Origin of the sequence: Pseudomonas piscis (assembly GCF_009380155.1) — a bacterium.
GTDB classification, from domain to species: domain Bacteria; phylum Pseudomonadota; class Gammaproteobacteria; order Pseudomonadales; family Pseudomonadaceae; genus Aquipseudomonas; species Aquipseudomonas piscis.
In genome coordinates, this window is sequence record NZ_WHUV01000009.1 from 1 (window position 1) to 25,745 (window position 25,745).

Here is a 25,745-nt window from a genome sequence, read left to right on the forward strand (position 1 = left end):
CGTGGTTTCTCTGGTGAGTGTTAGGTCTTCGCAAACTCAACGTTAGCCAAGAACCACGATGACCAACCTCTCTCGCCAGCAGAGCGCCTTCGGTTGGTTCAGTTACACCACTTCTAGGGACACGATCATTGATAGTGCCGTAGGGGTGAAGCTGGTACGCCAGTCAGGGGTACGACCTGGCTCCAACAGTAGATGGATTGTTGAGTGCGATGGAGGGCAAGCTGTCGTCCCTGTCGGGTGGAGAAGCCGGCTATGTACTTTGAGGGCGGGGCAATACGGGCGAATAATTTCTCGCAAATCGCTTCAGCTTGTTGGGCAATCGTGATCATCGCGCTTACACCATCGCCTGCAGTTTGTTTATTTTTCCCATGAGAAGGGTTTTGGCATTATCCAGCACGGTGGGATTGGTCTTGATGGAGAGAGACTCTCGGGACTTTGTGCCTAAGAAATAGCTGATCCTCTCGGCATTGGCGCCTGAGGGATGTGGCAGGCCGTCCAGCAGCTGCTCTGGCTGCAGTAGCCCGTTGTTCTGCAGGCGCTGAAATACTTCAGCTACTTTCGGGCCGAGAGGGACATAGATACATGTCTTGCCAAGGGCATGAACTTCCTCGGCCAGGTGGGTATCAATTTGCTGGCGCAACAAGCTGCGGCTGAGCATCGCCGGGTTGCCGCTGTAATTTTCGCCGTCCACGAACACCGGATAACGAAGGGCCGAGGTGTAGTGCACCAGATGCTGGTGGGTGTCGAACAGACGCGCACAGCTGTGAATCCCGACTAGCTGGTGGAGTCCAATGTGATCCAACATGGCAATCAGATTGTTTCGCATCGGGCCAGAGAAGCTAGCTGTTTCCTTGGCACGGCGTTTGGCTTCATCAAGGCTGGCGCCGGCAGTCAATTGCTTACGAGCCTCATTCAGGGCATTCATCGCTTGCTGATACCCGGGAGTGATTCCGCAAATCGTGATGCGGGCTTCAGTGTTGATGTAGTCAAACGGCGCATAGAAAGTTGCGAGGTTACCCTCGGATGCCAACAGCAAATCTTTGGGCAGTGGGTGGCCCGAGAGGTTGAAGGTTGGATCAGCGAGCAGGGGGCTGAATTTCTCAAAATAGCTCATGGGTCATTCCTTGATTTAATGAGTTCTGTGGTGAATACGACGGGCTGCGGCATTTGATGGTGTGCCACGTCGCAGCCGCCTATGCGGTTTCTGCGGCTTTAACCGCTCATCGTGATAGCCCAAGGTGATGACGCTCTCGTCGGCCACGACTACAAAGATGTCACGGCTACGTTGCGCCAGCGTTTGGTGAACGGGGGCGACTTCATGAATGAGTTGCTCAAAGCCAACGCGATCGAAAAAATAGAGGCATACACCTTTGTTGTGGCCGATTTTTCCGTAGGCCAGCAGCCAGTCCACTTGTTCTTGGCTGATACCTCGTTGCTGGCTGCGCTGTGCTGCGTGCTCGGTCAAATGCATGACAAACACCTCAGACAAAAACACTTGGGTTGAAATTGCGACGGCCTTTCAACCAGCGCAATGCCTCCTGCGAATCCACGACAGTGCGGGTACCCTGCTTACGGGTGCTAAGGCGATCCGGTGCTATTGGTTGGGTGGCGTTACGAACAGATTTCTCGTTCATTTGAGCTAAGACCGCTACTTCAGCAAGGGTCAGATAACCGCATTCCTCCCCCTGAAGGACAGTGGGCAGTGCTTTGTGGGCAGCGTCACCCAAAGTGTCCAGATCGAGCCGTGCTCTTATGGCGCCCAACTTGAAGAGCTTCTCCAGGCCCAGTGCCAGTGAGTTGGCGCTATGGAATTCCTCATCCCAGCGGGCCTGGTTGATAAAGGACGCAAAATCCAGCCAATTATCGTCTTGGATGCCTAGGTTAGTTGTCTTTAGGCGTCCGTTCACTGCGTACTCGTAGCAGCTATTGGCAATGTCGATGAAATGGTCGGCCCCACCTAACACCTTATCCAACACATCAGCATCGCAGCGGTACCTATCAGCCTCAGCCTTTAAGTGGCCGAGATAGGCCGCCGTGACCTCCCTGGAGATGTCCTCAGGAGAAATCTTGGTTTCGGGTTCGACGTGATTGCAGAAGAGGTCTTCGACTCGCATATGTTCCACTCCGTTTGGAATATCCAGTAGGGTAGGAGCATAAAATTCCATTGTCAATGGAATATTCCATTTTGAATGGAATTTTAATCTGCTCCTAGCATTCACGCCGCGTTTCCCTTCATGGCATCCTTTGCAGAAACTCAACGCGCGCTCTGATGTAAACAGGTGTTCCCATAGGACGCTCTGTAGTGGCATTCTGAGACTGTGCTTTTGGTCTGACCCTTGGAACACATGGTCGCGTTCCTCTGCTCGCTAGCTTTTTGGTGAATGCGTTTTAGTCCGTGGTGACTGTAAAGTGGGGATAGGGAGCTGATGGAAACAGGTGCAGGTGTAGCATGACGAGCTTTGGGGATGTCGCCGAGGAGGCTATCAAGGCGACCAGAACCCTTACGCGTGTCAGTTCTGTTGCAATGTATTTCTTGGCATCCCCAACCTTGCTGACCTTGGAGCAAATGTTGGTCAGGAGGCCAAGCTCTCAATCTGACCTGTACCTAATTAGTCCCATAAGCTGAATTAAAAGTAAGGACACGATGAGCGCCTATGACAGTAAGCAGAAAAATTCTGATTGATGGCGACATATTGTTCGCAGATCCAAAGGTCATCACTAGAATTCGTCAAAAAAACGGAATTCCGATCATCACAGGCTTCACCCTCCAGGCGCTCTTAGATCGTCGGAGTAGCGATAATGAGGAAGGTAGGAACGCTCGATATTTTCTCCGGGAAGTAGGATCAGGGGAGAGAACTACCGTAGCTATGTTACCCGGCGGCGAACAACTAGTTCCCGGTGATAAGCTCAATCGAGGTCACTTTGAGGGCGGCCCGGTATATGTGGTCAACCGTGATAATGCACACCTCAGCTCAGTGACTGCAAGGTTGATTGATATCGCCACTGACTATGGGATGGTTTTAATAACAAGCAATAATCAAACTAAACGGTATGCAGAGTCCAGAGGTATTACTACATATCTATGGACGGGCCCAATAGAGTCAAAATCTCCAAAAATCCCAAAAAAAGCACCGGATGCTAACACCTCTAAAAAAGGGAGGATCAAACCTTTCCTGCTTTGTGCTTCCCCAACTAACACTGCTGACACTCCCATTGCAGTGCGGTCGCGCCCTGCCAGCGGATCCATCATCACCACGAGTTCCGGCAGGACGCTGATACTTGGTAAGCAGATTAGCTCGGGTGGTGAGGGGGTCATTTACGAAACTGGCGTGCCGGCTGAGGTTTGCAAAATCTATCACGCTAACAAGCTCACTGAGCTGAAGCGGCGTAAAATTGAGCTGATGGCGAGCCGTAAGATCATACAGCGTGGTATCTGCTGGCCCAGCGATCTTGTGCTAAATGAGCACAAGGAATTCGTTGGCTACACCATGCCACGAGCGGACGGTAAAACTATGCAGACTTCTATGTTCGTAAAGCCAGTCCTGGAGAAAAACTTTCCACATTGGACGCGACGTGATCTTGCAAAGGTCGGCATGTCTTTCCTTGAACATGTGCGCTTTCTTCATAGCTTGAATATTATCGTCGGTGATATCAATCCATTGAACTTCTTGGTTACAAATAATAGCTCCGAGCTTTGGCTGGTTGATACCGATAGCTTTCAAATTGAAGAATTCCCATGCCCCGTCGGAACCGTGAATTTTACTGCACCGGAGATTCAAGGGACGAGTTATAGCGCCTACCTGAGAACGAAGGAGCATGAGTTATTCGCTGTCGCTACCATGCTGTTCATGATTCTGCACCCAGGCAAACCACCCTACTCTCAGCAAGGTGGCGGCACCCCCTCCGACAACATAAAAGCGATGGACTTCCCGTATCGCTTCACTAAGGATGATCAGCAATTTACTGGAAAAAATGCTCCGCAAGGCCCTTGGCAGTTGATCTGGAATCACCTGCCTTTCGGTCTTCGTGAGGCATTCCATAAAACGTTTCGGCTGAATGAAAGGGTTTCAGTCAGCGAATGGATTACGTTGATGAAAAAATACCTCTATTCGCTAGAAAAAGGGCACGTGTCGGACGACCTGTTCCCGTCGACGTTTTATAAGATCCGTGATCCTATCGAAGTAGTTTGCGATAAGTGTCAAAGTAAACACATCAACTCTAAGAGTTGGGTAGAGAAGCTCAAACAGCAGGGGCGGTTGGCCTGGTGTCCGGAATGTACGCAAAAGAGTAAGCTGACACGGTTAGCCAATCAAAGTCGAAGGGAAGCAGATCAGTTAAGCTTTAAAGCTTCAACCACCAACCACGCCCGCACGAACCGTTCTAGCGCTCCCCCGAGACCACAGCCTGCATCTGCTCGTCCGGCAACTCAAAAACCAACTCCGAAACCATCTAACTCAGGATCTGTTGATCAATCGAGTGTTGGAATGAGTATCTTGGGCTTCATTCTAAATAATTTTTTCAAGTAACACTAAGTGTAAATAATTAGCTCGCTAAGAGAGGAAATACATGAAGGAAGAATTTCTGATTCGGCAAGAAGAACTTGTTGAGAACCCCACTGCTCGAGTCCCGATCTGTCTGGTACTCGACGTGAGTGGCTCCATGAGTGGCGAGCCTATACAGGAGCTCCAGTCAGGTGTTCAGATGTTCTTCGACGCCATTCGAGAGGACGATGTTGCTCAATATGCTGCTGAGATCTGCGTTGTAACGTTCGGAAGCACCGCCCAGCGCGCTGTGGATTTCATGTCTATTGAGCGTCAGGCTGTTCCAGCGCTAGTTGCAGACGGTACTACTGCAATGGGGCAAGGCGTTAATATGGCGCTCGATTTACTGGACGCTCGAAAGGAAGAGTACAGACGAGCTGGCGTGGACTATTATCAACCTTGGATGGTCATCATGACTGATGGCGAACCTACAGATGATATCTCTGTTGCCAGTTCGAGGATCAAAAGTCTGGCAGGATCGAAAAAACTGACAGTTTTTCCTATTGCTATTGGCGCGGGTGCCAACCTTGAGACATTGTCTGCTCTCTCTCCTGGTCGCCCTCCACTGCGTTTGAAAGGGCTAAACTTCAAGGAGTTTTTCCTTTGGCTCAGCAGAAGCGTGTCGCGTGTATCGCAATCCACACCTGGGGAGGCGGTACAGCTTGACGTTGCTGGTATCGAAGCCTGGGGGCAGGTCTGAATATGGCCGAAACTATTGAGAGGTATCGCTACAAAACTTCTCATGGACGTATCGCAGGCAGCTCGCATGCTAAAGACAATACACCGTGCCAAGACTATGCCGCAGTACGAAATCACCCAGAGTTTGGATGTATAGCGCTGGCAGATGGCGCGGGTTCAAGATCGAAATCAGAATACGGCGCTCAAACTGTAGTTAAAACAGTTAATCGTCTTCTCGCTCAAAAATTTGATGACCTATGGGCGAAGACCGAAACCGACTCAGCAGGAGCCGTACAAGATGTGCTTTCCCACTGTTTGATCGCATTGCAACGTGAAGCGAAACAACAGCAATGCACGTTGAACGATCTTGCGAGTACCCTGTTGTTTGTCGCACACTCTAAGGGGCGCTTTTTGGCTGGTCATCTAGGAGATGGATTCATCGCGCAATTAAAAGATGATGGCTCTATTGTTGCGTTGGCGCACCCAGATAATGGCGAGTATGCAAATACTACTGTCTTTGTCACTGATCGCTCAGCAAGCAGCCGTATGCGACTATACAAAGGAGAAAGTGGTCATCTTTCAGCGTTCGCTATTATGAGTGATGGTACTGCAGAAAGTCTTTATCTTCGATCAACTAAGGCGCCGGCGAAAGACGGATTGAAGAGGCTGTTCGATTGGAACAGCTCCCTTACTTCTGGTCGGATGAAAAAGGTTATACGCCTCAACTTGGAGCAGAATTTTTCCCGGAAAACTTCAGACGACTGCTCGATTGCAATACTGGGGTTCGCCCCGGTGGGAGGAAGGTAAAGAGTACGACAAAGCGAAGCATCTCCTCCTATTGATCCACGTGGAGCCTGTCAGGGCTTTCAATCCTGACAGGCATCATTGATGCGAGTCATGAAGGTTGCGAGATCTGTATACGTCATCTGATTCGGTTAGAACCAATAGAAGACGCAGAACAAAATCATACTGCCTTCGTCAACTGACCCAGGAATGGCACATGGCCATTTTCTGCGCTTGGCCAATTGCGTAGTGATTACTGGAGCACAACCGGCCTTTGACACTCAATGTAAGGAAACTCTTGCAGGTCTGGCTACTAGATCTGGTGCCTGGAGGTGGGTCATGAAAGTCCTTGCTGCGCAGATCTAAAAATCAGACCTGGCCCTCGACACGTTTCTACACATGGCCCAACGGCGGCAGGCTTTGGTTGCGGCGATCCTGCCCACACTCAGAGACAAGCTCTTGATGGCTGTGGCGACAATTGATGCTTGTCTGAGCGATACAGTGGCTAACGACCTCGCTCATATTTTGACAATTTGTCAAAACCCTTTATAGTTAAGGAACAGTTCCTACTAGCGGGTAGCTAATTTGTGCGGGTAAATTTAACTTCAGCCGAAGCTAGGTTTCGGCTGATTAACTTTTGCCAAGAGGAAAATTAACTTTGACCGAAGCCTTTGTATACTGCTGATATTGAAAGTTGTCAAAGTCAATTAACTTTTCCCACCTACATCAGGGGACGCAGCTGAAAATAAAAAGGCCGACGCTTGCGTTGGCCTTTTTTATTGGCAGGTTGTTCAATCCCACATCCATTTATCCAGCCAAGGCAGGCATGGCGAATGCTCAAGAAAATCATTGAAGATGAACATGCCGGTAACCGTTGCCACACCCAGGAATGGTTAAATCCCGACTCGGCGCAGATGCTGTCCGCGTTCAACCGCCTCGACGGGAAAGCTTTCAGCTCGACGGTTTTTTCTTCAGCGACGAGACCCTGATGCCTATCGGTGGCGGTGCGGCCGATCGGTATGTCTTCTTCATTGCCCAGGGTGTCGACCAATCGCTGCAGACCCTGTTCAGCGCAGACAGCCCCGACGACCAGTGGGTGGACTTGGTCGCGGGCGGCCAATCCGGCAGTTACCCGCGGTGTCAGTGTGTGACTAAAGAGCAGGCGAGACAGGCCCTGGTTTATTTCTCGGCTTGTGGCGCGACTGATCCCGGTCTGGCCTGGCAAGTGGAAGACTAATTAGATAATGGACGTCGACCTTGGCAGGTACTGCCTCGGCCCTTGTCACCCTTTTTTAAAACAGTAATCGCTCGGAAATTTGTTATGGATGATCAAAGCCAGGAAATATCGATCAGGGTTGTCGCGGGGCAAAACGACCGCGGCCCGGTCTATGAACCGCTGCATGTACGGCGGATTGATGAGCACAGTTACGAGATTCTCTACTCACCGGGACTCACGCTCAACCTGGCCAAGGGCGACATTATTTCGATCAAGGACCCACAGGCCCCGGCGGTGGTACTCAAGCGTGGCGGCAACTTCTGCATCCACATTTATTCGGATTACATTCCGGAACAACACATCAGTGCCCTGGAGGCAGATGTGGCGACCGAATTGGGCGGCATGCTCGACGGGCGCTACAAGGGCAATCTGACATTGTCGGTGCCAGCTCGAAACGGCATGGATAGGATCGCCCTGTTCTTCAACCGCTTCCGCGATGTCACGGGCATCGAGTGGTACTACGCCAACATCTATAAGAACCTCGATGACAGCGATGACGAGACGTTGCTCAATTGGTGGCTGGATAGCTGATCGCGAACGGAGTGCAGGCGAGCATGAGCTACGAATATCGGTTGGTGTTTGATGAGCCGCTGGGCGCGCGGCAGGTCATGGATAAGCTGCGCGGCAGAGCGGACTGTGTGCAGGCGGCAGAGCAGGTAGTCGAGTTCAAGGATCCTGGCCTGGGCAGCAGCGCCGACTATGATCTGCGCCTGACCTTCGAGAACGACCAGGCGCTCTGGATGGAGCTGCTGTTCCGAACCGCGGCATTGCACAAGTGCCTGGACCGGGTAATGCAGGGGCACCGTTTCAGATGTTTCGAGGACGGTGACAGCCACGACGAGGTAACACTCGAACAGGTCTTTACGCTGGGCAGGACCTCCCCTATTTCCCCTTGATGGTTGGGCCAATGAACGAAAGACAGCAGCTTATCTGTGAACGCTACGACCTTGCTCCCCAGGCGCCGGAGCCGATGATTGCGCTGGCCACCGGCTCCCTTGCGCACTCGCCTATCTATGGCACAAGGATCGAGTTGCCGCAGAACGGTACGGTCAGTTGGTTTATCCACTGCGGCGAACATTCCACCGCTGTGGATTTCTACCAACCCTTGTGTACCGAACACCTGGTCGAGTTGTTGCCGGAGGTGATCGATTATCTGTATCTGCCGAGCGGGACGTGTTTCATCATCGACCGCGCCGGTTATGAAGATGTCTGGCAGGACCCGGAATGATATCGAGCCGCTTATGGCGGCCCGCAGTCAGTTGTCCTGCTCGCCAGGGGACGTGACGCTTTCCAGGCGGTAGCCATAACCGTAGATGGTCAACAACTGCCAGCCCCGTTCCGCAGTCAGCCCCAGCTTGTTACGCAGCCGGTAGATGTGGGTATCCAGAGGCCTGGAGGAAAGAATTTCCTCATGGGTCCAGAACCGCTCGTACAAGTATTCTCGGGACAACGGCCGGCCCAGGTTGGCGAACAGGCAACGGGCCAGGCGGTACTCGCGTTCGGTGAGGCTGATGGGCACCCCGGCGCGGGTCACCGTCAGCTCGGCGTCGTCGAATGAAAGGTCGTTGAAGTTCAGCACTTCCTCGCTGTTGCTGCGCTGCAGGCCATGGCGGCGCAGCACCGCGTTGACCCGGGCCTTGAGCTCGTTGGGACGGAAGGGCTTGCTCAGGTAGTCGTCAGCGCCGGTGTTGAGGGCCTGGACGATATCGCTCTCGGCATCGCGGCTGGTGAGCATGATGGCGGCCGGTGGCGAGTCCATGTGCTCCCGGGTCCAGCGCAAGAGCGACAGGCCGCTGAGGTCCGGTACTTGCCAGTCGAGGATCATCAGGTCGAAGGTTTCCCGCCGTAACTGGCGCAGCAGGTCTTCGCCGCGCTCGAAGCGGTGCAGGGTCCAGGGCTGTTCGCCCGGCCCGGGTATATCTCGCAGTGTCTGTTCCACCCGCGCCAGTTCTGCGGGTTCGTCATCCAGTATCGCGACACGCATGCGAGGCAGGTCCTTAGGGGTGTGAATGCGGTCCGAGGCAAGCCTCGGGCTGGGGAGAAGTTTAGGCGCCGGGGACGAATCTGAACAATTGTGGCGAATTGCTCTAGGGGCGCTGCTCCCTCGGTACGCTGATATCAAATAGCCGGTAGCTGTTGGGAGCATCCCCAGCGCCGAACTCCTTGAAGGACGATACCGGCTCGAACGAGCAAGGAAAAGGGCAATGGGCAACATGTCGGGGATGATGGATATGGGGTGGGAAAAAATCTCCAAAGGAGCGGATCTGGCGAAGTTCGTCACCCTGTCTCTTGCTGCGCTCTTGGGTTTCGAAGCTTTTTCTACAGCTGCCGTCGTTCCGCCACCCCCGCACTACACCCTTCCGGTGCAGCGTTATTTCAGTCCCTCGGTGGATCAGGTCGGCTTCAGTGACTCACGGGGCTTCGCCCCCGCGACCATTGCGCCGTCGGTGCCATCGGTGGTGTACCAGGACCAGCAACGGTGGGTGTTCTAGCCATGGGGCCGAACATTCTGAAGAAATATTGCAAAGCGACACCAGGTTGCGTCCTACCGGTAAATTCGCACTCGCTGAGTGGCACACGGGGGCAATCGGAAGTGCTCCGACACAGGGAGTGTCATCCGCCGGTTTGGCGGCTGCGGACCGAAGCTCGCTTCGATTCACCGTACAGGGGAAAACAGGGAGTGCCTCCTCAGGACGTAATGCTCGACACAAGGATGTGTCTCCCTCCTCCGCTGGTTGTCGGCGATCTCGACACTCTCCCTCTCATTTCGAACATCTGTGAAGGCCTCTGATGAAAACACTCGGCGCGGAATTCTTTGGTACGTTCTGGTTGGTGCTGGGCGGCTGCGGCAGTGCTGTGCTGGCTGCCGGCGTTCCACAATTGGGTATTGGCTACCTGGGCGTCGCCCTGGCCTTTGGCCTCAGCGTCTTGACCATGGCCTATGCTGTGGGGCCGATTTCCGGCGCGCACTTCAACCCTGCAGTGTCGCTGGGCTTGTGGTTGGGCGGCCGCTTCCCAGGTAACCGCCTGTTGCCGTACATCGTCGCCCAGGTGCTCGGTGGCCTGGCAGCCGGTGCGGTATTGTTCCTGATCGCTTCGGGCAAGGCTGGCTTCGACGCTTCGGCCGGTTTTGCCGCCAACGGCTATGGCGAACACTCGCCCGGTGGTTACTCGATGCTCGCGGCCCTGCTGTGTGAAGTGGTGCTGACGGCGATGTTCCTGCTGGTCATCCTGGGCGCCACCTCCAAGCGTGCCGCTCCCGGTTTCGCCCCGATCGCCATTGGCCTGACCCTGACGCTGATCCACCTGATCAGCATTCCGGTCACCAATACTTCGGTCAACCCGGCTCGCAGTACCGCAGTGGCATTTTTTGCCGGCGAGTGGGCTGTGTCCCAACTCTGGCTGTTCTGGGTCGCTCCGCTGCTGGGTGCGAGCCTGGGAGCCCTGGCCTATCGTCTGATCGCTACTGGTCGGGACTGACCCGTAGCGCCGGAGGGCCCCAGGCCCGACCGGTGACCCAAGGCTACGCACGCACAACCGCTCTTGAGCGGTTGTGCCGTTCCCACAGGGATGAATGGCTATAGACCGGTTTCGGTCGAGAGCTATGGCCAGCACGCCAACAATCTAGTTCTAATGTCACGGACTTCAGCAGAGCGCGACCACGGATCCGATGATTTCATGACGTACTTACCTATTCGCCACCGGGCCATGTTCGTCCCGCTCCTGTTCGGCGTGGTGCTGGCCTTGTCCGACTCGATGGCCAATGCCGCCGTTTCTCCAGCCAAGCGCCTGCCCTATATCGACGATAACCAGCAGTGCCGTGGCCAACCGTTGCCGGCGACGGTCGAGCACCTGACCGGCGAAGCCTGGAAGCTGGACGCCAAGGGCCGCGAGACCGCCCTGGAAGAAGGCATGGATATCGACGAGAAGGAAAGCGTGAAGACTTCGCCCTCGGCGTTCGTCAGCCTGTCCCTGGGCGATGGCTCGCGGGTGGTGTTGCCATCCAGCTCCCAGGTCACCCTGCGGTTGAACGAGCAGTACGCCATTCCCCAGCTGGTATTGGAGCAGGGCCAGATCGAGTCCTACGTGATCAAGCGCAGCAGCGATCACGACCGTTTCCAGATCGTGACCCCGGTGGGAGTGCTGGGTGTACGCGGAACCCACTTCCGCGTGCGCAACGACGACCAGCAATCCCTGGTGGAGGTGCTCAATGGCCAGGTGGCGGTGAACCGGGACGAGGAAGCCATCACCCCGCCCTCCCCTCGTTCGCGCAAGCGGGTTGTGGATAAACCGGCCGGCCCGCAGCCGGGAGAAGTGCAGGTGATGGCGCGCCAGGGCATGCGGGTGCGCAAGGAGGGTGAGCTCAAGCCGGTGCAATTGCTGGCCGCCCCCCGGCTGCTGGGGCAGGCTGGGCAAACCGGCGCCCTGCCCGCCTGGCAGCTGATCCTCGAGCCATTGCCCGGTGCCCGGCGCTATCGGGCCCAGGTGGCTACCGACAAGGATTTCCTGAACATCAAGCAAGAACAGTTCTCCAGTACCCCGCAAGTCAACTTCACTGGGTTGCAGGCGTTTTTCTATCATGTACGCCTCTCGGCATTCGACGAGCATGGCCTGGAAGGAGAAACCGGGGTCTATGACATTTTCTATTACCCCAGGAGCAGCCGTGTCCAGTAACCCGCCAACGGGTTACCGATGAGCCTGCGGCGCCGTCGTCGCGACGGTCGTGAACTGTCCCTGGCCCAGCAGCTGTTCCATCGCCTGGTGCGCGAGTGGCTGTGGGTCAGCCTGCTCTTGTTGCCGCTGACGGCGGCACTGTCCCTGAGCCATGGGCTGGCGCTGAACAACCTGTTCTATGACCAGTTGCGCCGCTTTACCCCGCTGGCGGTGGATTCGCGGATCCTCTTGGTGACCATCGACGACTACAGCCTCCAGCAGTTGGGGCGCTGGCCCTGGCCAAGGGCGATCCATGGCCAGTTGCTCGACCGACTGACGACGGCCGGAGCCAAGGGCGTGTTGTTCGACGTGATCCTCAGCGAACCTGGCAGCACCGTGGAAAACGACACCCGCCTGGCCGCGGCCCTGTGCCGTGCCGGCAACGTGTTCCTGCCGGTACTGCGCGAAGGCGTGGCCCGTTATGGCCAGGACCTGGGCGAGCTGCTGCCGGTGGCGCCGTTGCGCAACTGCGCCCGTGGCCTGGGCCATATCAACGCCGAGGCCGACCCCGACGGTACGGTGCGCAGCGTCTACCTGCGCGAAGGGCCGCAACAGGCGCCCCGGGCGCAACTGACCTGGCTGATGTACCAGCTCACCGAAGCCGACTCGCTGGTGCCACGGATGCCGGGCAGCGGCGAGCCGGAGCTGACCCGGGGCTGGTTGCGGGCCAACCCGGTGCGCATCCCTTTCATCGCCAAGGCTGCGGGGTTTCCCAGCGTGCCCTACGTCAGCGTGTTGCGCGGTGAAGTCCCGCCGGAGCTGCTGCGGGATCGGCTGATCCTGGTGGGGTCCACGGCCCCGGGCTTGGGGGATCGCTACGTGACCGCGCAATCCGGCAGCCAGGGCACCACCCCGGGCGTCGAGATCCAGGCCAACCTGCTCAATGGCCTGTTGCAACACCGCACCGTGGTGGCGCTGGGGCAGTGGTCGGGAGTGCTGCTGTCGGTGATCCTGACCGCCGCCTTGCTCGGCCTGCTGCTCTGGCGCCCGCGTCATGCCCTGTGGATAACCCTGGGCTGCATGGGGCTGGCGTTGCTGGGCTCGGTATCGATGCTGCGCCTTGGCTACTGGTGGTCGCCGGTGGCCAGCTTGCTGGGCATGTTGCTGGCGTACCTGATCTGGAACTGGCGGCGCCTGCAGGTCATCTTGAGTTACTTCGGCTGGGAGTTGCAGCGCCTGGACAGCGAACCCAAGGTGTTGCCCGAACGCCGGCGCCCCCAGGAACCGGTGGGCGATGTGCTGCAAGGCCAGATCGTCGCCCTGGAACAGGCCCTGGGCCGGACCCGGGACACCCGGCGCTTTATCGCCGACGGCCTGGAATGCCTGCCGGTGGCGACCCTGATCAGTGATCCGGAGGGGCGGATCCTGCTGGCCAACCGCAATGCCCGCGAAGTGTTCGCGCATTCGCTGGTGGGGCATTCGTTGCTGGAACAACTGGCGGCCCTGGGGTATCCGGGGCTGGCCGAGCCGGCGCAGTATCCCGGCCTGGGGCAGTTGCCCATCGTGGAGTTCCGCGATATTCAGCAACGCAGCCTGCGGGTGGAACTGGCGCCGTTGTTGCCGGTGGACAGCGAGACGCCGCTAGGCTGGCTGCTGAGCTTGACCGACCTGAGCGTCGAACGCGATGCCGAACAGCAGCGCGGGGTGTTGCTGCGGTTCCTGTCCCATGACCTGCGTGCGCCCCACTCGGCGATCCTCGCCTTGCTGGATGTGCAGCAGCGCCAGCCGTCGCTGCCCAAGCAGGTCTACGGCCAGATCGAGCAGCAGGTGCGCCGGGCCCTGACCCTGACCGAGGCTTTCGTGCAGTTGGCCAAGGCCGAGTCGGAGGTCTATCAGTTCGAGCCGAGCATGTTCGCCATGCTGGTGCTGGATGCCTTCGACCAGGCCAATACCCTGGCCCAGCTCAAGCACATCCAGCTACGCCATAGCCTGGACGAGCAGGCCGAAAGCCTGGTGCTGGCGGACCAGTCGCTGTTGACCCGGGCATTGTTCAACCTGCTGGAGAACGCCATCAAGTACAGCCCGGAAGGTTCCACCGTGAGCGTCGGGGTCAGTTGCGCCGAAGGCTGGCTGCGTTGTGAAGTCCGTGATGAAGGCCAGGGTATCGCTGCCGCGGACTTGCCCCAGCTGTTCGGCCAGTATCAGCGCTTTGCCTCGGCCCGGGGCATCGACGGGCTGGGCCTGGGCTTGTCGATGGTCAAGGCGGTGATGGACCGCCACCAGGGGCGGATCAGCTGCCAAAGCGTGGTGGGCCAAGGCTCCTGCTTCATCCTCGAGCTGCCTCTGCTGGAGGAATAGCACCGGAGGAAATAACGAGACGAAAAAACCGGCACAAAAGCCGGTTTTTTTCTTTAGGCGTAAAACTTATGCACCTTTTTCCATATTTTATGAGCTTCTGAAATATGCATATAAATCAGTGATTTATATCTTTGTTTCAAGCGTCCTAGGAAAATTCGTGCACAGGTTATCCACAGTTGCTCATACAGCAACCTTATCCGTGGCAGAGTCCAATGGTGGCAATGAGCCCATTTCCCGCTGGGCCTGCTCGTTCCAGGCTGCCACCCGGTCGTTGAGATCGGCGATTGCCCGTGGGCCGCTGCCTTCGGCGTACATGGGCGCGCCAATGGTCACGGTGATGGTTCCAGGGCGCTTGCTCCAGCCAGTCTTGGGCCAGAACTTGCCGGCATTGTGGGCCACCGGCAGGACTGGCAAGTCTGCGTTCACCGCCAGGGCGCTGCCACTGCGGGAGAACTTGCCGACCTGGCCATAGGGCACGCGGGTGCCTTCGGGGAAGATCAGCACCCAGACATTGTCCTTGAGCAGCTCATCGCCCTTGCTCGCCACTTGCTTGAGGGCGGCCTTGGGGTTGTCCCGGTCGATGGCGATGGGGCGCAGCATGGCCATGGCCCAACCGAAGAACGGCACATACAGCAGTTCACGCTTGAGTACTTGGCTCAAGGGTTGGAAGTAGGCCGAGAGGAAGAAGGTCTCCCAGGTGCTCTGGTGGTTCGAGACGATCACGCAAGGGCGTTCCGGAACATTGTCCGCGCCCTTCACTTCCACGCGGATGTCGAGCAATACCTTGGTCAGCCACAGGGCACAGCGACACCAGTAGACATTGATAAAGCGATAGCGCGCCTTGAAAGGCAGGAACGGCGCGATGAAAAAGCTCAGGGAGCACCACAGCAAGGCGCTGGTGCTCAACAGCAGGTAAAAGAAGAAGGTTCTGATGGCCTGCAGGATCGACATAGCGGCGTTTACCATTGCGGGCATGCCCGCTTTAAAAAGCGCTCTCCCGAACGGTCCTTGGTCAGGATGCCAGAAGGGGCCTAATTGTGGATAAGTTCAGCGGCAACGGCCGCCAAGTCGTCAAAAATCAAGGTGCCTACCGGCAGGGTTTTCCCCAGGGTCTTTTCGCCTTTTCCGGTCTTTACCAATACGGGCTGACAGTCGACGGCTCTTGCCGCCTCCAGGTCACTGAGACTGTCGCCTACGAACCATAGATGGCCGAGATCGGCCTGGTAGTGTTCGGCGATGGTCCGCAGCATTCCCGGCTTGGGCTTGCGGCAGTCGCAGCCTTCATCCGGACCATGGGGGCAATGGACGATCAGCCCGACTTCGCCGCCCTGCTCCGCCACCAGCTCGCGCAGGCGCGCGTGCATGGCGTCGAGGGTGGCCAGGTCGTAGTAGCCGCGGGCAATGCCGGACTGGTTGGTGGCCACCGCCACCGTCCAGCCGGCCTTGCTCAACTGCGCAATGGCTTCGATCGATCCGGGGATCGGTATCCACTCCTGCACCGATTTGATATAGGCATCGGAGTCGTGATTGATCACGCCGTCGCGATCGAGTATCAGCAGTTTCACAGCAGTTCCCTATCCGCTCAGCTCAGTACCGAAATGTCGGCCACGCCCAGGAACAGGCCACGCAGGCGCGCCAGCAGCGCATAGCGGTTGGCCCGTACGTTGGCGTCCTCGGCATTGACCATCACCGCCTCGAAGAAGGCGTCCACCGGCTCGCGCAGGGCGGCCAGGCGGGCCAGGGTCTCGCTGTACTGGCGGGCTGCGGCCATTGGCTGGACAGCCTGGTCCGCCTGCTGGATCGCCGAGTACAGGGAGAACTCGTTGGCATTGTCGAAGTATTTGGCTTCGATGGTGGTCGGCACGTTGCCTTCGATCTTGCTCAGCAGGTTCGACACGCGCTTGTTCACCGCTGCCAGCGCCGCGGCTTCCGGCAGCTTGCGGAAGGCCTGCACGGCCTGTACGCGCTGGTCGAAGTCCAGGGCCGAGCCCGGTTTCAGGGCCCGTACCGACAGGTAGGTGGCCACGTCCACGCCTTCGTCCTCGTAGCGTGCGCGCAGGCGGTCGAAGATGAACTCAAGCACCTGCTCGGCCAGGCCGGCGGCCTTGACCTTGCTGCCGAAGGCGCTGACGGCAGAGGCCACCGCTTCGTTCAGGTCCAGGTCGAGCTTCTTCTCGATCAGGATCCGCAGCACGCCCAGGGCCGCACGGCGCAGGGCGTAAGGGTCCTTGCTACCGGTAGGCAGCATGCCGATGCCGAAGATGCCCACCAGGGTATCGAGCTTGTCGGCGATGGCTACGGCGGCACCGGTCAGGGTGCTGGGCAGCTCGGCACCGGCGCCACGAGGCATGTATTGCTCGTTGAGGGCCAGGGCCACGTCTTGCGGCTCGCCGTCATTGAGGGCGTAGTAGTAGCCGGCGATGCCTTGCATCTCGGGGAACTCGCCGACCATCTCGGTGGCCAGGTCGCACTTGGAGAGGATGCCGGCACGGGCTGCGCGCTGGGCGTCGCCACCGATGCGCGGGGCAATGAAGGCGGCCAGCTTGGAAACGCGCTCGGCCTTGTCGTAGACGCTGCCCAGCTTCTCCTGGAAAACCACGTTCTGCAGGCGCTGGTTGAAGTCCTCGAGCTTCTGCTTCTTGTCTTGCTTGAAGAAGAACTCGGCGTCGGTCAGGCGTGGGCGCACGACTTTCTCGTTGCCCTCGATGATCTGGCGCGGGTCCTTGCTCTCGATGTTGGCCACGGTGATGAAGCGCGGCAGCAGCTTGCCATCCACGTCCAGCAGGCAGAAGTACTTCTGGTTGTCCTGCATGGTGGTGATCAGGGCTTCCTGGGGCACTTCCAGGAACCGCTCCTCGAACGAGCACACCAGCGGCACTGGCCATTCCACCAGGGCGGTGACCTCGTCCAGCAGGTCGGCCGGGACGATGGCGGTGCCTTCTTGCATGCGCGCCAGCTCTTCGGTGCGCTTGCTGATCAGCTCGCGGCGCTCGTTGGCATCGGCCAGCACGTAGGCAGCGCGCAGGTCGGCCAGGTAGTTGGCCGGCGCGGTGATGCGCACGTTTTCCGGGTGGTGGAAACGATGGCCACGGGAGTCGCGGCCGGCCTTCTGGGCCAGGATGGTGCAGTCGATGACTTCATCGCCCAGGAGCATGACCAGCCACTGGGTCGGACGCACGAACTCTTCCTTGCGCGCGGCCCAGCGCATGCGCTTGGGAATCGGCAGGTCGTTGAGCGAATCCTCGACGATGGTCGGCAGCAGGCTGGCGGTAGGCTTGCCCTTGATGCTCTGGCTGTAGCGCAGTTTCGGACCGCTCTGGTCGATCTCGCTCAGGTCCACGCCGCACTTCTTGGCGAAGCCCAGAGCGGCCTGGGTCGGGTTGCCCTCGGCATCGAAGGCCGCCTGGCGTGGCGGGCCGTCGAGGTTGATGCTGCGGTCCGGCTGCTGGGTGGCCAGCTGGGTGATCAGTACCGCCAGGCGCCGTGGCGCGGCGTAGACGTGCTTGGCTTCAAAGCTCAGGCCAGCGCTCTGCAGGCCTTTTTCGATGCCGGCCAGAAAGGCTTCGGCCAGGGTCGCCAGGGCCTTGGGTGGCAGTTCTTCAGTGCCCAGTTCAACCAGAAAATCTTGCGCACTCATTGTGCCGCCTCCAACTTAGCCAACACTTCATCACGCAGGTCCGGGGTCGCCATCGGGAAGCCCAGCTTGGCCCGGGCCAGCAGGTAGGCTTGCGCGACGGAACGCGCCAGGGTGCGCACACGCAGGATGTACTGCTGGCGCGCGGTCACCGAGATGGCCCGGCGTGCATCCAGCAGGTTGAAGGTGTGCGAGGCCTTGAGGACCATTTCATAGCTCGGCAACGGCAGCGGCTGGTCCAGTTCGATCAGGCGCTTGGCTTCGCTTTCATAGAAATCGAACAGTTCGAACAGCTTGTCGACGTTGGCGTGCTCGAAGTTGTAGGTCGATTGCTCCACCTCGTTCTGGTGGAACACATCGCCATAGGTGACCTTGCCGAACGGGCCGTCGGCCCAGACCAGGTCGTAGACCGAGTCCACGCCCTGCAGGTACATGGCCAGGCGTTCCAGGCCATAGGTGATTTCGCCGGTCACCGGGTAGCACTCGATGCCGCCGGCCTGCTGGAAGTAGGTGAACTGGGTCACTTCCATGCCGTTGAGCCAGACTTCCCAGCCCAGGCCCCAGGCACCCAGGGTCGGCGATTCCCAGTTGTCCTCGACGAAACGGATGTCGTGCACCAGTGGGTCCAGGCCCACGTGCTTGAGCGAGCCCAGGTACAGCTCCTGGAAGTTTTCCGGGTTGGGCTTGAGGACCACCTGGAACTGGTAGTAGTGCTGCAGGCGGTTGGGGTTCTCGCCGTAGCGGCCGTCAGTGGGGCGGCGGCTTGGCTGCACGTAGGCGGCGTTCCAGGTTTCCGGGCCGATGGCCCGCAGGAATGTGGCGGTGTGGAAAGTGCCGGCGCCTACTTCCATATCGTAGGGCTGAAGTACCACACAACCTTGCTCGGCCCAGTACTGCTGGAGGGCGAGGATCAAGTCTTGGAAGGTACGCACGGCTGGCGTAGGCTGGCTCACGAAATTCACCTGTTACTTGGGCTGCGATTTAAGGAGCGGGAGTATACCCGATTCGGTCCTGTGCACGCCCCCTGGAGCCTTATGCCACGCTGCTTTTGGTGTACCGAAGATCCGTTGTACATGGCTTATCACGATCAGGAATGGGGCGTACCGCTGCGCGATGGGCAGCGCTTGTTCGAGTTGTTATTGCTCGAAGGGTTCCAGGCCGGGTTGTCATGGATCACCGTGCTGAAGAAGCGCGAGCGCTATCGGCAGGTGCTGTTCGGCTTCGATGTGCAGCGGGTGGCACAGATGAGCGATGCCGAGATCGACGAGCTGATGCTCGATCCGGGCATCATCCGCAACCGCCTCAAGCTCGAGGCCGCGCGGCGCAATGCCCAGGCCTGGCTGGAGCTGGACGATCCGGTGGCGTTCCTCTGGTCCTTCGTCGGCGGTGTGCCGAAGATCAACCATTTCGCCGATCGCAGCGAGGTCCCGGCGGTGACGCCCGAGGCCGAGGCCATGAGCCGTGGCCTGCGCAAGGCTGGTTTCACCTTCGTCGGCCCGACCATCTGCTACGCCCTGATGCAGGCTTCGGGCATGGTCATGGACCACACCCGCGACTGCGATCGCTACTCCAGCCTGGGCTCGCCGGCGCCATGAGCGCCACGGCAGGCGCTTTCGCACAGGCGCCGATGGCCGGTTAGAATAGCCGGCTGCGACTAGGCCATGACCAAGAGATCAGGAGTCATCTGTGGATAAGTTCAAAGGCGCCCTGCTGGTGGGAGCCCTGCGGTTGTTTGCCCTGCTGCCCTGGCGCGCGGTGCAGGCGGTCGGCGCGGCCATCGGCTGGATCATGTGGAAGACTCCCAACCGCTCCCGCGACGTGGTGCGGATCAACCTCGCCAAGTGTTTTCCCCAGATGGACCCCGCCGAGCGCGAGCGTCTGGTCGGCCAGAGCCTGAAGGACATCGGCAAGTCCCTGACCGAAAGCGCCTGTGCCTGGATCTGGCCGGCCGAACGCTCCATTGCCCTGGTGCGCGAAGTCCAGGGCCTGGAAGTGCTCCAGGAGGCCCTGGCCTCGGGCAAGGGCGTGGTGGGCATCACCAGCCACCTGGGCAACTGGGAAGTGCTCAACCACTTCTATTGCAGCCAGTGCAAACCGATCATTTTCTATCGTCCGCCCAAGCTCAAGGCGGTGGACGAACTGCTGCGCAAGCAGCGGGTGCAACTGGGCAACCGCGTGGCAGCCTCCACCAAGGAAGGCATCCTCAGCGTCATCAAGGAAGTGCGCAAGGGCGGCTCGGTGGGCATTCCCGCCGACCCGGAACCGGCCGAATCCGCCGGGATCTTCGTGCCCTTCTTCGCCACCCAGGCCCTGACCAGCAAGTTCGTGCCCAACATGCTGGCCGGCGGCAAGGCCGTTGGCGTGTTCCTGCATGCCCTGCGCCTGCCCGACGGCTCGGGCTACAAGGTGATCCTCGAGGCGGCTCCGGAGGACATGTACAGCACCGACACCGAAGTCTCCTGCGCGGCCATGAGCAAGGTGGTCGAGCGTTACGTGGCGGCCTACCCGAGCCAGTACATGTGGAGCATGAAGCGTTTCAAGAAGCGCCCTCCTGGCGAGGCGCGCTGGTACTGACAGAGCTGGCACGATCTGTGGATAACCTCGCTCGAGGATTATCCACAGGACACTGGACAAGGGCGCAGAAGATGTCCGATCACCGCAAGTCGTTCCGTATCAAGATTTCCCACGAGAGCATCGGCGAATGCCTGGGGCAGACCCGCAACCTCTCGGCCAGCGGGGTCTATGTGCAAAGCCCGCAGCTGGCGCGGTTGCCCAAGGGCGCCGTGGTCTATGGCCAGGTGCAGGGCTTGCCGGTGGCCGCGCCGCGGGTGCGCATGGAAGTGGTGCAGGTGGACGCCGAGGGCATCGCCCTGCGTTATCTCTGAGCCCGGCCCTGTAGCCGCTGCCGATCCCGCGAGGCGGCGAAAAGGACCGCAGGGCCTCGCTTGGCGGTCTCTTGTCGAGCCTCGCTGGTCTTCAGAGCCTCGCGAGCGTTGCGCTCGTTCGCAGCCTGCGGCAGCGGTTACAGGGTGATGGTCAGCCTTGGGACTGGCGGTCGAGTTTTTTCAGGAACACGGTCATTTCCTTTTCCGCCTGCTTGTCGCCCTGGCTCCGGGCCGCCTCCAGGCCCTGCTCCCAGGCCTGGCGCGCCGCTTGTAGCTCGCCCTGCCCTTGCAGGGCCTTGCCCAACAGCTTCCAGGCCGCGGAATACTTCGGGTCCAGGGCCACGCACTGTTGCAGGTGGGTGGCGGCCCGGGCGTGTTCGCCCTGGTCCAGGTAACCCTTGCCCAGGCCGAAGCGCAGCAGTGGGTTATCCACACCCTTGGCGAGCATTTTTTCCAGCGATTCCAGCATTGTCGTCACTCCTGTGGACAAGACAGCGTTCGATCAGAAGAAGCTCAGGCCCACGTGGAACAGCTTCTCCACATCGCGGATATGTTTTTTATCCACAAGGAACAGGATCACGTGGTCCCCGGCCTCGATCACCGTATCGTCGTGGGCGATCAGCACCTCTTCATCACGGATGACCGCGCCGATGGTGGTCCCCGGTGGCAGGCCGAGGTCGCCGATGGCCCGTCCGATCACCTTGCTCGACTTGGCGTCGCCATGGGCGACGGCCTCGATGGCTTCCGCCGCGCCCCGGCGCAGGGAATGCACGCTGACGATATCGCCACGGCGCACGTGGGCCAGCAGGGTGCCGATGGTGGCCAGTTGTGGGCTGATAGCGATGTCGATATCGCCACCCTGGATCAGGTCGACGTAGGCCGGGTTGTTGATGATGGTCATGACCTTCTTCGCCCCCAGGCGCTTGGCCAGCAGCGAGGACATGATGTTGGCCTCGTCGTCGTTGGTCAGGGCCAGGAAGATGTCGGCGTCGGCGATGTTCTCTTCCAGCAGCAGGTCGCGGTCCGAGGCGCTGCCTTGCAGGACCACGGTGCTGTCCAGGGTGTCGGAGAGATAGCGGCAGCGGGCCGGGTTCATCTCGATGATCTTGACCTGGTAGCGGCTTTCGATGGCCTCGGCCAGGCGCTCGCCGATCTGCCCGCCACCGGCGATGACGATGCGCTTGTAGGACTCCTCGAGCCGGCGCATCTCGCTCATCACCGCACGGATGTGGGCCTTGGCGGCGATGAAGAACACTTCGTCGTCGGCCTCGATCACCGTGTCGCCGGTGGGCATGATCGGCCGGTCGCGGCGGAAGATCGCCGCCACCCGGGTGTCGACGTTGGGCATGTGCTCGCGCAGTTGGCGTAGCTGCTGGCCGACCAGCGGGCCGCCGTAGTAGGCCTTCACCGCCACCAGCTGGGCCTTGCCCTCGTAGAAGTCGATCACCTGCAGCGAACCGGGGTGTTCGATCAGGCGCTTGATGTAGTTGGTCACCACCTGTTCCGGGCTGATCAGCACGTCCACCGGAATGGCATCGTTGTCGAACAGGCCGGCACGGGTCAGGTAGGCGGCCTCGCGTACCCGGGCGATCTTGGTCGGGGTGTGGAACAGGGTGTGGGCGACCTGGCAGGCCACCATGTTGGTTTCGTCGCTGTTGGTCACGGCCACCAGCATGTCGGCATCGTCCGCCCCGGCCTGGCGCAGCACCGTGGGAAAGGAGCCGCGGCCCTGCACGGTACGGATGTCCAGGCGATCGCCGAGATCGCGCAGGCGTTCGCCATCGGTGTCCACCACGGTGATGTCGTTGGCTTCGCTGGCCAGGTGTTCGGCCAGCGTGCCGCCTACTTGGCCGGCGCCGAGGATGATGATCTTCATCCACTACTCCCTAGATTCTTGTGCTTACCCGCGCGATGCGGCGATCTTGATCAGCTTGGCATAGTAGAAGCCGTCGTGGCCGCCCTCCTGGGCCAGCAGCTGGCGGCCGTGGGGCTGGCGCAGGCCGGCTTCAGTGGCCAGGTCCAGCTCCCGGGCGCCCGGGGTACGGGCGAGGAAGGCGCCGATCACCTCGGTGTTCTCGGTGGGCAGGGTCGAGCAGGTGGCGTAGAGCAGGATGCCGCCCACCTCGAGGGTTTGCCACAGGGTATCCAGCAGCTCGCCTTGCAGCTGCGCCAGGGCCGCGATGTCGTCGGGCTGGCGGGTCAGCTTGATGTCCGGATGCCGGCGGATCACCCCGGTAGCCGAACAGGGTGCGTCCAGCAGGATGCGCTGGAACGGCTTGCCGTCCCACCAGGCCTGGGTGTCGCGGCCGTCGGCGGCGATCAATTGAGCGTCCAGCCCCAGGCGCTCGAGGTTTTCCCGCACGCGGACCAGGCGCTTGGCTTCCAGGTCCACGGCCACCACGCCAGCCAGGGCCGGCTCGGCTTCGAGGATGTGGCAGGTCTTGCCACCAGGGGCGCAGCAGGCGTCCAGCACCCGCTGCCCGGGGGCCAGGTCCAGCAGGTCGGCGGCCAGTTGCGCGGCTTCGTCCTGCACGCTCACCCAGCCATCGGCGAAGCCTGGCAGGCCGCGCACGTCGCAGGCTTCGGCCAGCACGATGCCGTCTGGGCTGTACTGGCAGGCGCTGGCGCCAACGCCCGCTTCGGCCAGCAGCGCCAGGTAGGCATCGCGGCTGTGGTGGCGGCGGTTGACCCGCAGGATCATCGGCGGATGGGCGTTGTTGGCGGCGCAGATGGCTTCCCACTGCTCGGGCCAGAAGGCCTTGAGCGATTTCTGCAGCCAGCGCGGGTGGGCAGTACGCACCACCGGGTCGCGCTCCATGCCGGCGAGCAGTTCCTCACCCTCGCGCTGGGCGCGGCGCAGCACGGCATTGAGCAGGCCCTTGGCCCAGGGTTTCTTGAGCTTGTCGGCACAACCGACGGTCTCGCCGATGGCGGCGTGGGCCGGGATGCGGCTGTAGAACAGCTGGTACAGGCCCACCAGCAGCAGCGCCTGGACATCGGCGTCGGTAGCCTTGAAGGGCTTCTGCAGCAACTGCGCGGCCAGCAGTTCGAGGCGCGGTTGCCAGCGGGCGGTGCCGAAGGCCAGGTCCTGGGTCAGGCCGCGATCACGCTCCTCGACCTTGTCCAGCTGCGCGGGCAGTGAGCTGTTGAGCGAGGCCTTGCCGCTGAGTACGGCGGCCAGGGCACGGGCGGCAGCCAGGCGTGGATTCATTGGCCGAGTACCTTGCCGCTGGCGAACTTCTCGCGGCGACTGTTGAACAGGTCGCTGAAGGCCAGGGCCTTGCCACCGGGCAATTGCAGGCGAGTCAGGCTCAGAGCGCCGGCACCGCAAGCGACGACCAGGCCGTCCTTGCTGGCGGATAGGACTTCGCCTGGGGTGCCCTGGCCTGTGGATATGTTGGCGGCCAGTACCTTCACGCTTTCACCATCGAGGGTGCTATGGCACACCGGCCATGGGTTGAAGGCACGGACCAGGCGTTCCAGTTCCACGGCGGGACGGCTCCAGTCGATGCGTGCCTCGTCCTTGTTCAGCTTGTGGGCGTAGGTGGCCAGGCTATCGTCCTGCACTTCGCCTTGCAGGGTGCCGGCGGCCAGGCCGGCGATGGCTTGCACCACGGCGCCCGGGCCCATGGCGGCCAGGCGGTCGTGCAGGGTGCCGCCGGTGTCTTCGGCGTTGATCGGGGTGACTACCTTGAGCAGCATCGGCCCGGTGTCCAGGCCCGCTTCCATGCGCATCACGGTCACGCCGCTCTCGGCATCGCCGGCTTGCACGGCGCGCTGTATCGGCGCCGCACCACGCCAGCGTGGTAGCAGCGAGGCATGGCTGTTGATGCAGCCCAGGCGTGGGATATCCAGCACCGCCTGGGGCAGGATCAGGCCGTAGGCCACCACCACCATCAGGTCCGGCTTGAGTGCGGCCAGTTCGGCCTGGGCCTCGGCGTTGCGCAGGGTCTGCGGCTGATAGACCGGGATCGCATGCTCCACGGCCAGGGCCTTGACCGCGCTGGGCATCAGCTTCTGCCCACGGCCGGCCGGGCGATCGGGCTGGGTATAGACGGCCACGATCTCGTAGGGGCTGGCGAGCAGGGCCTTGAGGTGTTCGGCGGCGAATTCGGGGGTGCCGGCAAAGACGATGCGCAATGGCTCAGTCATGGAGAATCTCGCTTGCTGAAGATGCGAAAAAGAAAAAGGCTTGCCATGGCAAGCCTTTGCAAGACGGCCATCAAGCCTGCTGGCGATGCTGCTTTTCCAGCTTCTTCTTGATCCGGTCGCGCTTGAGCGTGGACAGGTAGTCGACGAACAGCTTGCCGTTCAGGTGATCGCACTCGTGCTGGATGCACACCGCCAGCAGGCCTTCGGCGATCAACTCGTAGGGCTTGCCGTCGCGGTCCAGGGCCTTGACCTTGACCCGCTGCGGGCGGTCGACGTTTTCGTAGAAGCCGGGTACCGACAGGCAACCTTCCTGGTACTGGTCCATCTCGTCGGTCAGGGGTTCGAACTCGGGGTTGATGAAGACCCGGGGCTCGCTACGGTCTTCGGACAGGTCCATGACCACGACGCGCTTGTGCACGTTGACCTGGGTCGCCGCCAGGCCGATGCCCGGGGCCTCATACATTGTTTCAAACATGTCGTCGACCAACTGACGCACTTCGTCGTCCACTACGGCCACGGGTTTGGCGATAGTGCGCAGGCGCGAATCGGGGAATTCGAGGATGTTTAAAATGGCCATAGGCGTAATTGCTACACGTGTGAAATGAGGGCGGATCCGGCGTCCTGGCAGGTCCTGGACCTGGGCCGCCGATGTAAAACGTGCTCTGCAAGGGAGCGAGCCGTGCAGGCTCTGGCGTTTCACGCGAACGCACATGATAAAGGGATTCAGCCCCTGAGGAAATCACTGTTCGCCTTGCTGTCCCTGGGCTGCAGGCGGATCGTCGGCG

General features: G+C 60.0%; 28 protein-coding genes. 14 read left to right on the top strand and 14 right to left on the bottom strand.

All coding sequences use genetic code 11. The features are described 5' to 3' along the window. Positions 1 to 334: 334 nt before the first annotated feature. Genes GDH07_RS31075 through GDH07_RS31085 form a run of 3 tightly spaced genes read right to left on the bottom strand, consistent with a single transcriptional unit; the run spans position 335 to position 2,114 of the window. On the bottom strand, positions 335 to 1,114 hold the full coding sequence (locus GDH07_RS31075; RefSeq protein ID WP_152899779.1) for a hypothetical protein: 780 nt from the start codon (positions 1,112 to 1,114) through the stop codon (positions 335 to 337). Positions 1,115 to 1,129: 15 nt separating this feature from the next. Beyond that, entirely contained in the window at positions 1,130 to 1,471 is a 342-nt protein-coding gene (locus tag GDH07_RS31080) for a DUF4258 domain-containing protein (RefSeq protein WP_152899780.1), read from the bottom strand. 10 nt (positions 1,472 to 1,481) lie between these two features. After that, positions 1,482 to 2,114, bottom strand: coding sequence for a hypothetical protein (locus tag GDH07_RS31085; protein WP_152899781.1), 633 nt, complete (start codon positions 2,112 to 2,114; stop codon positions 1,482 to 1,484). A gap of 540 nt (positions 2,115 to 2,654) precedes the next feature. On the opposite strand from GDH07_RS31085, the gene GDH07_RS31090 reads away from it, so the two are divergent. From GDH07_RS31090 to GDH07_RS31100, 3 genes are read left to right on the top strand one after another with little or no spacing between them, the layout of a single operon-like run. Further along, the gene (locus tag GDH07_RS31090; protein WP_152899782.1) at positions 2,655 to 4,526 is read left to right on the top strand and encodes a hypothetical protein; all 1,872 of its coding nucleotides are present in this window, start codon (positions 2,655 to 2,657) and stop codon (positions 4,524 to 4,526) included. 40 nt (positions 4,527 to 4,566) lie between these two features. Beyond that, positions 4,567 to 5,241 carry a VWA domain-containing protein gene (locus GDH07_RS31095; RefSeq protein ID WP_152899783.1) on the top strand — a complete coding sequence of 225 codons (675 nt, stop codon included), beginning with the start codon at positions 4,567 to 4,569 and terminating at the stop codon, positions 5,239 to 5,241. 2 nt (positions 5,242 to 5,243) lie between these two features. Beyond that, complete coding sequence (locus GDH07_RS31100) at positions 5,244 to 6,026, top strand: PP2C family serine/threonine-protein phosphatase (protein ID WP_152899784.1); 783 nt, start codon at positions 5,244 to 5,246, stop codon at positions 6,024 to 6,026. A gap of 697 nt (positions 6,027 to 6,723) precedes the next feature. Here the strand turns inward: GDH07_RS31100 and GDH07_RS32605 are convergent. Continuing rightward, positions 6,724 to 7,053: a hypothetical protein gene (locus GDH07_RS32605; protein WP_246196067.1), complete on the bottom strand. Its 330-nt coding sequence runs from the start codon at positions 7,051 to 7,053 to the stop codon at positions 6,724 to 6,726. On the opposite strand from GDH07_RS32605, the gene GDH07_RS32610 reads away from it, so the two are divergent. The 4 genes from GDH07_RS32610 (at position 6,991) to GDH07_RS31120 (ending at position 8,506) form a co-directional block, all read left to right on the top strand. Then, complete coding sequence (locus GDH07_RS32610) at positions 6,991 to 7,239, top strand: Imm1 family immunity protein (protein WP_246196065.1); 249 nt, start codon at positions 6,991 to 6,993, stop codon at positions 7,237 to 7,239. The two genes, GDH07_RS32605 and GDH07_RS32610, sit on opposite strands and share 63 nt — an antisense overlap. Positions 7,240 to 7,323: 84 nt before the next feature. After that, entirely contained in the window at positions 7,324 to 7,809 is a 486-nt protein-coding gene (locus tag GDH07_RS31110; protein ID WP_085593997.1) for a DUF4265 domain-containing protein, read from the top strand. A 23-nt stretch (positions 7,810 to 7,832) separates the two neighbouring features. Further along, positions 7,833 to 8,174 (top strand): hypothetical protein, encoded by a 342-nt coding sequence (locus tag GDH07_RS31115; RefSeq protein ID WP_152899785.1) that lies wholly within the window; start codon positions 7,833 to 7,835, stop codon positions 8,172 to 8,174. Between the two features lie 11 nt (positions 8,175 to 8,185). Then, the gene (locus tag GDH07_RS31120; RefSeq protein WP_031320652.1) at positions 8,186 to 8,506 is read left to right on the top strand and encodes an immunity protein Imm33 domain-containing protein; all 321 of its coding nucleotides are present in this window, start codon (positions 8,186 to 8,188) and stop codon (positions 8,504 to 8,506) included. Positions 8,507 to 8,533: 27 nt separating this feature from the next. On the opposite strand, the gene GDH07_RS31125 is transcribed toward GDH07_RS31120, so the two are convergent. Further along, the gene (locus GDH07_RS31125) at positions 8,534 to 9,262 is read right to left on the bottom strand and encodes a response regulator transcription factor (RefSeq protein ID WP_053137814.1); all 729 of its coding nucleotides are present in this window, start codon (positions 9,260 to 9,262) and stop codon (positions 8,534 to 8,536) included. Between the two features lie 220 nt (positions 9,263 to 9,482). Between GDH07_RS31125 and GDH07_RS31130 the strand changes: the two genes are divergently transcribed. From GDH07_RS31130 to GDH07_RS31145, 4 genes are all read left to right on the top strand, one after another. Further along, positions 9,483 to 9,770: a hypothetical protein gene (locus GDH07_RS31130; protein ID WP_152899786.1), complete on the top strand. Its 288-nt coding sequence runs from the start codon at positions 9,483 to 9,485 to the stop codon at positions 9,768 to 9,770. Between the two features lie 298 nt (positions 9,771 to 10,068). Next, positions 10,069 to 10,758: an aquaporin Z gene (aqpZ, locus tag GDH07_RS31135; RefSeq protein ID WP_022641560.1), complete on the top strand. Its 690-nt coding sequence runs from the start codon at positions 10,069 to 10,071 to the stop codon at positions 10,756 to 10,758. Positions 10,759 to 10,956: 198 nt separating this feature from the next. Further along, positions 10,957 to 11,952 carry a FecR family protein gene (locus GDH07_RS31140; RefSeq protein ID WP_152899787.1) on the top strand — a complete coding sequence of 332 codons (996 nt, stop codon included), beginning with the start codon at positions 10,957 to 10,959 and terminating at the stop codon, positions 11,950 to 11,952. 18 nt (positions 11,953 to 11,970) lie between these two features. Then, positions 11,971 to 14,289, top strand: coding sequence for a CHASE2 domain-containing protein (locus GDH07_RS31145; RefSeq protein WP_152899788.1), 2,319 nt, complete (start codon positions 11,971 to 11,973; stop codon positions 14,287 to 14,289). A gap of 180 nt (positions 14,290 to 14,469) precedes the next feature. Here the strand turns inward: GDH07_RS31145 and GDH07_RS31150 are convergent, their stop codons facing one another. The 4 genes from GDH07_RS31150 to glyQ form a co-directional block, all read right to left on the bottom strand. Next, entirely contained in the window at positions 14,470 to 15,240 is a 771-nt protein-coding gene (locus GDH07_RS31150; RefSeq protein ID WP_152899789.1) for a lysophospholipid acyltransferase family protein, read from the bottom strand. 80 nt (positions 15,241 to 15,320) lie between these two features. Continuing rightward, the gene (gmhB, locus tag GDH07_RS31155; protein ID WP_053137825.1) at positions 15,321 to 15,854 is read right to left on the bottom strand and encodes a D-glycero-beta-D-manno-heptose 1,7-bisphosphate 7-phosphatase; all 534 of its coding nucleotides are present in this window, start codon (positions 15,852 to 15,854) and stop codon (positions 15,321 to 15,323) included. A gap of 17 nt (positions 15,855 to 15,871) precedes the next feature. After that, positions 15,872 to 17,926 (bottom strand): glycine--tRNA ligase subunit beta, encoded by a 2,055-nt coding sequence (gene glyS, locus GDH07_RS31160; protein ID WP_022641564.1) that lies wholly within the window; start codon positions 17,924 to 17,926, stop codon positions 15,872 to 15,874. Beyond that, positions 17,923 to 18,876, bottom strand: coding sequence for a glycine--tRNA ligase subunit alpha (gene glyQ, locus GDH07_RS31165; protein ID WP_022641565.1), 954 nt, complete (start codon positions 18,874 to 18,876; stop codon positions 17,923 to 17,925). Before glyQ ends, glyS begins: the two co-directional genes overlap by 4 nt. 81 nt (positions 18,877 to 18,957) lie before the next feature. Between glyQ and tag the strand changes: the two genes are divergently transcribed. The 3 genes from tag to GDH07_RS31180 all read left to right on the top strand — a co-directional run bounded on the left by tag (position 18,958) and on the right by GDH07_RS31180 (position 20,808). Beyond that, positions 18,958 to 19,518: a DNA-3-methyladenine glycosylase I gene (tag, locus tag GDH07_RS31170; RefSeq protein ID WP_022642212.1), complete on the top strand. Its 561-nt coding sequence runs from the start codon at positions 18,958 to 18,960 to the stop codon at positions 19,516 to 19,518. Between the two features lie 91 nt (positions 19,519 to 19,609). Continuing rightward, positions 19,610 to 20,497, top strand: coding sequence for a lysophospholipid acyltransferase (locus GDH07_RS31175; RefSeq protein ID WP_263013792.1), 888 nt, complete (start codon positions 19,610 to 19,612; stop codon positions 20,495 to 20,497). 71 nt (positions 20,498 to 20,568) lie between these two features. Next, entirely contained in the window at positions 20,569 to 20,808 is a 240-nt protein-coding gene (locus tag GDH07_RS31180) for a PilZ domain-containing protein (protein ID WP_022642214.1), read from the top strand. A gap of 151 nt (positions 20,809 to 20,959) precedes the next feature. Here the strand turns inward: GDH07_RS31180 and GDH07_RS31185 are convergent, their stop codons facing one another. The 5 genes from GDH07_RS31185 to def all read right to left on the bottom strand — a co-directional run bounded on the left by GDH07_RS31185 (position 20,960) and on the right by def (position 25,537). Next, positions 20,960 to 21,277 carry a tetratricopeptide repeat protein gene (locus GDH07_RS31185; RefSeq protein ID WP_152899790.1) on the bottom strand — a complete coding sequence of 106 codons (318 nt, stop codon included), beginning with the start codon at positions 21,275 to 21,277 and terminating at the stop codon, positions 20,960 to 20,962. Between the two features lie 33 nt (positions 21,278 to 21,310). Continuing rightward, positions 21,311 to 22,684 carry a Trk system potassium transporter TrkA gene (gene trkA, locus GDH07_RS31190; RefSeq protein ID WP_053137831.1) on the bottom strand — a complete coding sequence of 458 codons (1,374 nt, stop codon included), beginning with the start codon at positions 22,682 to 22,684 and terminating at the stop codon, positions 21,311 to 21,313. A gap of 24 nt (positions 22,685 to 22,708) precedes the next feature. After that, positions 22,709 to 24,019, bottom strand: coding sequence for a 16S rRNA (cytosine(967)-C(5))-methyltransferase RsmB (rsmB, locus tag GDH07_RS31195; protein ID WP_152899791.1), 1,311 nt, complete (start codon positions 24,017 to 24,019; stop codon positions 22,709 to 22,711). Continuing rightward, positions 24,016 to 24,960, bottom strand: coding sequence for a methionyl-tRNA formyltransferase (gene fmt / locus GDH07_RS31200; protein WP_031320859.1), 945 nt, complete (start codon positions 24,958 to 24,960; stop codon positions 24,016 to 24,018). Before fmt ends, rsmB begins: the two co-directional genes overlap by 4 nt. Before the next feature lie 70 nt (positions 24,961 to 25,030). Further along, positions 25,031 to 25,537, bottom strand: a complete 507-nt coding sequence (def, locus tag GDH07_RS31205; RefSeq protein ID WP_022642219.1) for a peptide deformylase — start codon at positions 25,535 to 25,537, stop codon at positions 25,031 to 25,033. Between the last annotated feature and the right edge of the window lie 208 nt (positions 25,538 to 25,745).